This is a genomic window from Streptomyces sp. SID5785 (genome assembly GCF_009870065.1).
Lineage (GTDB): Bacteria > Actinomycetota > Actinomycetes > Streptomycetales > Streptomycetaceae > Streptomyces.
In genome coordinates this window covers 1-6323 of sequence record NZ_WWIA01000169.1, presented here as the reverse complement: position 1 = coordinate 6323, position 6323 = coordinate 1, and the positions used below count along the sequence as shown (strand labels likewise).

4 protein-coding genes, 1 tRNA gene and 1 pseudogene are annotated in these 6323 nt (G+C 73.0%); 5 read left to right on the top strand and 1 reads right to left on the bottom strand.

The window, feature by feature from the left end; all coding sequences use genetic code 11:
• The 3 genes and pseudogenes from GTW43_RS05040 to GTW43_RS05030 form a co-directional block, all read left to right on the top strand.
• Positions 1-234: pseudogene (locus GTW43_RS05040) on the top strand (succinate--CoA ligase subunit beta); the annotation flags it as partial.
• Positions 235-271: 37 nt separating this feature from the next.
• Positions 272-1156 (top strand): succinate--CoA ligase subunit alpha, encoded by an 885-nt coding sequence (gene sucD / locus GTW43_RS05035; RefSeq protein WP_161300401.1) that lies wholly within the window; start codon positions 272-274, stop codon positions 1154-1156.
• 201 nt (positions 1157-1357) lie between these two features.
• Complete coding sequence (locus tag GTW43_RS05030; protein WP_161300400.1) at positions 1358-2923, top strand: aldehyde dehydrogenase family protein; 1566 nt, start codon at positions 1358-1360, stop codon at positions 2921-2923.
• A gap of 97 nt (positions 2924-3020) precedes the next feature.
• Here GTW43_RS05030 and GTW43_RS05025 read toward each other — a convergent pair whose 3' ends face one another.
• The gene (locus GTW43_RS05025) at positions 3021-4364 is read right to left on the bottom strand and encodes a DUF2254 domain-containing protein (RefSeq protein WP_161300399.1); all 1344 of its coding nucleotides are present in this window, start codon (positions 4362-4364) and stop codon (positions 3021-3023) included.
• A gap of 121 nt (positions 4365-4485) precedes the next feature.
• Here GTW43_RS05025 and GTW43_RS05020 point away from each other — a divergent pair.
• A tRNA-Leu gene (locus GTW43_RS05020) sits at positions 4486-4570 on the top strand.
• 179 nt (positions 4571-4749) lie between these two features.
• The coding region (locus tag GTW43_RS05015; RefSeq protein WP_161300398.1) for a serine/threonine-protein kinase at positions 4750-6323 on the top strand (1574 nt) is incomplete at its 3' end.

The following is a 6323-nucleotide window of genomic DNA, read 5'->3' as shown; positions in this document are numbered from 1 at the left end:
TCCGTGTTCGTCAACGTCTTCGGCGGCATCACCGCCTGCGACGCCGTCGCCGACGGCATCGTGAAGGCCCTCGACGACGTCACCCTGACCAAACCCCTCGTCGTCCGGCTCGACGGCAACAACGCCGCGCGCGGCCGCGCCGTCCTCGACGCACGCGCCCATCCCCTCGTCCAGCAGGCCACCACCATGGACGGCGCCGCCCGGCGCGCCGCCGACCTGGCCGTCTCACCGTGATCACCCCGCCGTCAGGACATCACTAAGGAGCACGGACATGGCCGTCTACCTCACCAAAGAGAGCAAGGTCCTCGTCCAGGGCATGACCGGGGCCGAGGGAATGAAGCACACCCGCCGGATGCTGGCCGCGGGCACCGACGTCGTCGGCGGGGTCAACCCCCGCAAGGCGGGCCGCACCGTCGACCTCGACGACCGCGCCGTCCCCGTCTTCGGCAGCGTCGCCGAGGGCATGAGCGCCACGGGTGCCGACGTCAGCGTCGTCTTCGTGCCGCCCGCCTTCGCCAAGGCCGCGGTCGTCGAGGCGGCCGACGCGGGCATCCCGCTCGCGGTCGTCATCACCGAGGGCATCCCCGTCCACGACGCCGTCGCCTTCCACGCCCACGCGAAGCGCCGCGGCACCCGGGTCATCGGCCCCAACTGCCCCGGCCTGATCAGCCCCGGACAGTCCAACGCCGGCATCATCCCGGCGGACATCACCAAGCCCGGCCGCATCGGCCTCGTCTCCAAGTCGGGCACCCTCACCTACCAACTCATGTACGAGCTGCGCGACATCGGCTTCACCACGTGCGTCGGGATCGGCGGCGACCCCGTGATCGGCACGACGCACATCGACTGCCTCGAAGCCTTCGAGAACGACCCGGAGACCGAACTCGTCGTCCTGATCGGAGAGATCGGCGGAGACGCGGAGGAACGGGCCGCGGCGTACGTGCGTGATCATGTGACCAAGCCCGTCGTCGCCTACATCGCCGGGTTCACCGCGCCCGAGGGCAAGACCATGGGCCACGCGGGAGCCATCGTCTCCGGTTCGTCCGGCACCGCCCGGGCGAAGAAGGCGGCGCTGGAAGCGGTGGGCGTGCGGGTCGGCGCGACGCCCACGGAGACCGCGCGGCTCGTCCTCGACCGACTCGAGCATCTGGAGTAGCCCGCCTGCGGCGGCGCCGTCCACCGATCCTCCGGCGACCGCCGATCCTCCCGGCGTCCACTGTTCCCCCGCCGACCGCGCCCGGCACCCCGCGCACCAGCGCGATCACGGGTGCCGGGCGCACCCCGCCCCGCGATGTCTCGCCCGCACGCCATGAGACGTCCCCCGCCCCGACCGTGCACCGTGAGCGGAGACCGAAGAATGGCCACCACCACCCTCACCACGCCCACAGTCCCCACCACCCTCAAGGCCGGAACCTCCTGGGACGACGCCTGGCGGCGCTGCCTCGCCGTCGCCCCCGAGGCCTTCCGTGACGACCGCGTCCTCAACCTCTGGGACGGCACCTGGCAGGCCGACGGGCGCCCCCTGCCCGCGACCACCCCTGTCGACGGCAGCCCCATCGCCGGTCCGCCGCGCCTCGACGCCGGGACCGCGCACCGGGCCGTGCGTGCCGCACTCGACCGGCACCGCGCCTGGCGGCATGTGCCCCTGCCGGAGCGCCGGGCCCGCATCGCCGCCACGCTCGACGCCCTCACCGAGCACCGGGAACTGCTCGCGCTCCTCCTCGTCTGGGAGATCGGCAAGCCCTGGCGGCTGGCCACGGCCGACGTCGACCGCGCCATCGACGGCGTGCGCTGGTACGTCGACGGGATCGACGGCATGCTCGGCGACCGCACACCGCTGCCCGGCCCGGTGTCCAACATCGCGAGCTGGAACTACCCGATGAGCGTGCTCGTTCACGCAGTGTTGGTACAGGCCCTCGCGGGCAATGCGGTGATCGCCAAGACCCCGACCGACGGCGGCGTCGCCTGTCTCACCCTGGCCTGCGCCCTCGCCGCCCGCGAGGGGGTCCCCGTCACCCTCGTCAGCGGCAGCGGAGGGCAGTTGTCCGAGGCGCTCGTCAGGGCGCCGGAGATCGGCTGCGTCTCCTTCGTCGGCGGGCGCGACACGGGGGCGGCCGTCGCGACGGCCGTCGCCGACCTCGGCAAGCGGCACATCCTCGAGCAGGAAGGACTCAACACCTGGGGCATCTGGAACCACACGGACTGGGACGGCCTGACGGCCGCGATCCCCAAGCTGTTCGACTACGGGAAGCAGCGCTGCACCGCCTACCCCCGCTTCGTCGTCCAGCGTGAGGCGTTCGACGCGTTCCTCGCCGCGTACCTGCCCGCGGTACGCACGCTGCGCGTCGGTCATCCCCTCGCGGTCGCGGACCCGTCCGACCCCTACCCGGACCTCGACTTCGGGCCGTTGATCAACGCGGCGAAGGCCAAGGAGCTCACCGACCAGGTCGGCGAGGCGATCGACCGCGGAGCCGTGCCGCTGCACCGGGCGGCCGCGGACCCGGGCCGGTTCCTGCCCGGCCAGGACACGAGCGCCTATGTCCACCCCGTGACGCTGCTCGGGCCGCCGCCGTCCTCGCCGCTGCACCACGCGGAGCCGTTCGGCCCGGTCGACTCGATCGTCCTGGTCGACACCGAGGCGGAGCTGCTGGCCGCCATGAACGCGTCGAACGGGGCGCTCGTGGCGACGCTCTCCACGGACGACCCGGCGACCTTCGCGCGGCTCGCCCCCCAGATCCGTGCCTTCAAGGTCGGGCACGGAAAGGCCCGTTCGCGCGGTGACCGCGACGAGCTGTTCGGCGGGTTCGGGGCCTCCTGGCGCGGGGCGTTCGTCGGCGGCGAGCTACTGGTCCGGGCCGTGACCGAGGGGCCGGCCGGTGAGCGGCTGCCGGGGAACTTCCCGGAGTACCACCTGATGCCCTGACGGCGGCCGGCCCGGAGCGCCCCGGTCGACCCGGGCGCCCCCGCTGCGGAGACCCAGGGCGCCCGACCCGCCCGGAGGTGATCAGCACCGTCGGGGATCAACCGATGCCCTGTCGGTCGGGCTGAAGGGTGAAGGAACGGTCGGCGGCGCCGGGCACGGTGCGCTCCACCGACTGCACCAGGAGCTCACGGTGCCGGAGCAGCGGCTCACGGCGCTGCGGCGGCACGAGAGAGAGGAGGTCGTCGAACGCGGCGAACATCCGCCGGACGACCTGCGGGTTCCCGGCGGCGCAGGCGCGGATCTCGGTGAACGCGAGGTCCACCAGCTCGTCCCACCGGGGCACCGACTGGACGAGCCGGACGGCACCCCGGCGGTCCGTGTACCGCGGTGACAGAAGGGGCCGCGGACCCAGGGCGGCCAGGAACTGCACGATGCGGTCGAGGGCCTGGACGGCGGTCGTCGGATCGTTCACCGCCGCCGACAGGGCGCGCAGCGCGATGTCCGCCAGGACCCGCAGGCCGAACCCGAGGTCCTGGTGGAACGTGCGCTCCACGCCCACCGACACGCACCGGCGCAGCGCACGCGGCGACGGCGCCCGGCCGCCGTGCACGGCGAGCAGCGGTGTGCCCGGCACCACGAAGTCGCCGATCCGGGGCACGACCCGCAGGACGGCGCCCTGCCGCCGGGCGACCCGGACGAGCTGCGCGATGTTCACGTCGCGCAGCACCCCGGCGCGCCCGGCGTAGGTCACGCGGCCCGTCTCGGGCCCGAGCCCTTCCTCGGGGTCGAGTGCCGCGGCGCCGTGCTCCACGTACGGCATCCGGGACACGACGCGGAAGGCCTCGGCCGTGACCCGGTCGACGACGTGCCCGACACGGAGCATGCGCAGCGTCGAGTTCACGTACATCACGAAGAGCAGGAGGCTCAGCCCGACCATGGCGAGCGTCAGCAGGGCCTGGAGGAACGGCACGGAGCTCACGTGCCGCGGCTCCTGGTCGCTGTCGTAGGAGGTGAGGACCAGCAGCGACAGCAGGAACGTCGCGAGGAAGACCGCGAAGGTCGCCTTCGTGATGCGGCTGCGCACGAAGAGCCGCACGACGCGGGGCGTCTGCTGCCCGGCCGACATCTGCACGGCCACCAGCGAGATGCTGAACACGACGCCGATGAAGGTCATCATCGCGGAGCTGATCGTGGTCACGATCGTCTTCGCGTCGTCCGCGAGGGCGATCAGATCCCCGACCGCGTCGTACTCGCCCTGGTCCTGGAGGCCGTGGAGGATCACGTCGTCCAGCTCCGCCGCCAGCAGCCACACCAGGCACACCAGCACCATCGCCGCGGTCGGGGCGAACCAGAACGTGTCCCGCAGATGCTCCCGAAGCGGCGACAACATCCGAGGTCGGCGCACCTTTGCTCGACGCTGTGCGATCGTCGTGTCACTCATGGTGAGACTGTAGGCGGTGGTGCCCGGCCGCACGGATATGCAGGTGAAAGGCGCTCCGAAACCTTGGTATTGTTGTCCATGTCGCCGCGGGGAACACCCCGCGACCAGCGGCAGACACCTTGTCCGGGTGGCGGAATGGCAGACGCGCTAGCTTGAGGTGCTAGTGCCCTTTATCGGGCGTGGGGGTTCAAGTCCCCCCTCGGACACCGGAGAGTGCCGGTCGAGATACGTCTCGACCGGCACTTCGCGTTGTGCGGGGGTTGTGAGGGCACGCCGGGTCGACGCTCCGCGGTGGCTCGCACCCGCCCCGTCATTCGGTACGCTCCCCAGGTCTTTCGGGCACCAGGCAGCCGGTGCTGTCCGCAAAAAAGGGGGATGTGTCGCGATGACGACACCGCAGAGTCCGTTCCAGCCACTTCAGCCCGATGACCCGGCCGTGGTGGGCGGCTACCGGGTGGTGGCCGTGCTCGGCGCGGGCGGCATGGGCAAGGTGTACCTCTCGTACACGCCCGGCGGCCGCCCGCTCGCCCTGAAGGTCATCCGGCCCGAGTTCAGTGAGGACGCCGGGTTCCGGCGCCGCTTCGAGCAGGAGGTGCAGGCCGCGCAGCGCGTCCAGGGCCTCTACACCGCGCCGGTCATCGACTGCGACACCCAGGGCAGTCCGCCGTGGCTCGCCACCGCCTACGTGCCGGGCCCCTCCCTCGCCGGTGCGGTCGCCGAGCACGGCGCCCTGCCGGTCCGCAGCACCCTGCTGCTCACCGTCGGCGTCGCCGAGGCCCTGCAGATCATCCACGGTGCCGGCATCGTGCACCGCGACCTGAAGCCGGGCAACGTCCTGCTGGCCGGCGACGGGCCGCGCGTCATCGACTTCGGCATCGCCCGCGCCGCCGACGCCACCTCGCTGACCAGCAGTGGCGTCACCGTCGGCACCCCGGCCTTCATGGCCCCGGAGCAGGCGATGTCCGGCACCGTCAGCCCCGCCACGGACATCTTCGCGCTCGGCCAGATCGCCGCCTTCGCGGCCATCGGCTCGCCCGCCTACGGCGAGGGCGCCTCGCACGCGGTGCTGTACCGGATCGTCCACGAGGACCCCGACCTGAGCCGGCTGCCCGACGAGCTGCGCCCGCTCGTGTCCCGCTGCCTGGCCCGTGACCCGGCCGACCGGCCGTCGCTGGCCGAGGTCATCGAGCTGTGCCACGAGGTGTCGCCGACCCCGCTGCGGCAGGGCGAGGACTGGCTGCCCCAGTCGTTCGCGACCGCGCTCGTCGACCGCTCGCAGATGCCGGCGCCCGCGCAGACGCCGCCGCCCACCTCGGGTGCCGCGACGCCGCCGCCCGTCGCGGGGCAGCCTCCCTACCCGCCCACCCAGGCTCCGCACACCCCGCCGCCCGGCGCCGGCCCGGTCTCGCACGCGCCGACCCAGGCCGCCGCCACGCCGCCGCCCGTGCACGGCGCCGTCCCGCACGCGCCGACGACCGCCGGTCCGTCGCCGTTCGCGCCGACCGCCTTCGGCCAGACCCCGCCGCCCGTCGCGCACGGCACCCGGCCCCCGCACCCGCACCCGACGCCCATGCCGGGCTACCGGGGCCCGGTTCCGCCCGGGACGCGCGTGCCCATGGGTGCTCCCTACCCCGGCGGGCCGCGCCCGTACGGGGTCATGCCGCCGCCCCCGAAGAAGCGGACCGGCCTCATCATCGCCCTGTCCGTCGTCGGCGTGTTCGTGGTGCTCGGGGTCATCGGCGCGCTGCTTCCCGACGAGGGCAAGGGCGACCAGTCGTCGTCCTCGTCCGGCGGGTCGAGCAGTTCCGGCGGCTCGGCGAAGGGCGGCGGAGGTGCCAAGCGTCCCGACCCCAAGCCGGCCACGTACAAGAGCATCAACCTGACGGACGAGTACTACCTCCAGCTCGGCGACAACCCCGTCAAGCCGATCGCCAGCGTGTCGGGAGCCCAGTACTACGA

Excerpts from the sequence above, each read along its gene's own strand:
- GTW43_RS05030 (WP_161300400.1), top strand. The coding sequence starts at position 1,358 with ATGGCCACCACCACCCTCACCACGCCCACAGTCCCCACCACCCTCAAG.
- sucD (WP_161300401.1), top strand. The coding sequence starts at position 272 with ATGGCCGTCTACCTCACCAAAGAGAGCAAGGTCCTCGTCCAGGGCATG.
- GTW43_RS05025 (WP_161300399.1), bottom strand. The coding sequence starts at position 4,364 with ATGAGTGACACGACGATCGCACAGCGTCGAGCAAAGGTGCGCCGACCT.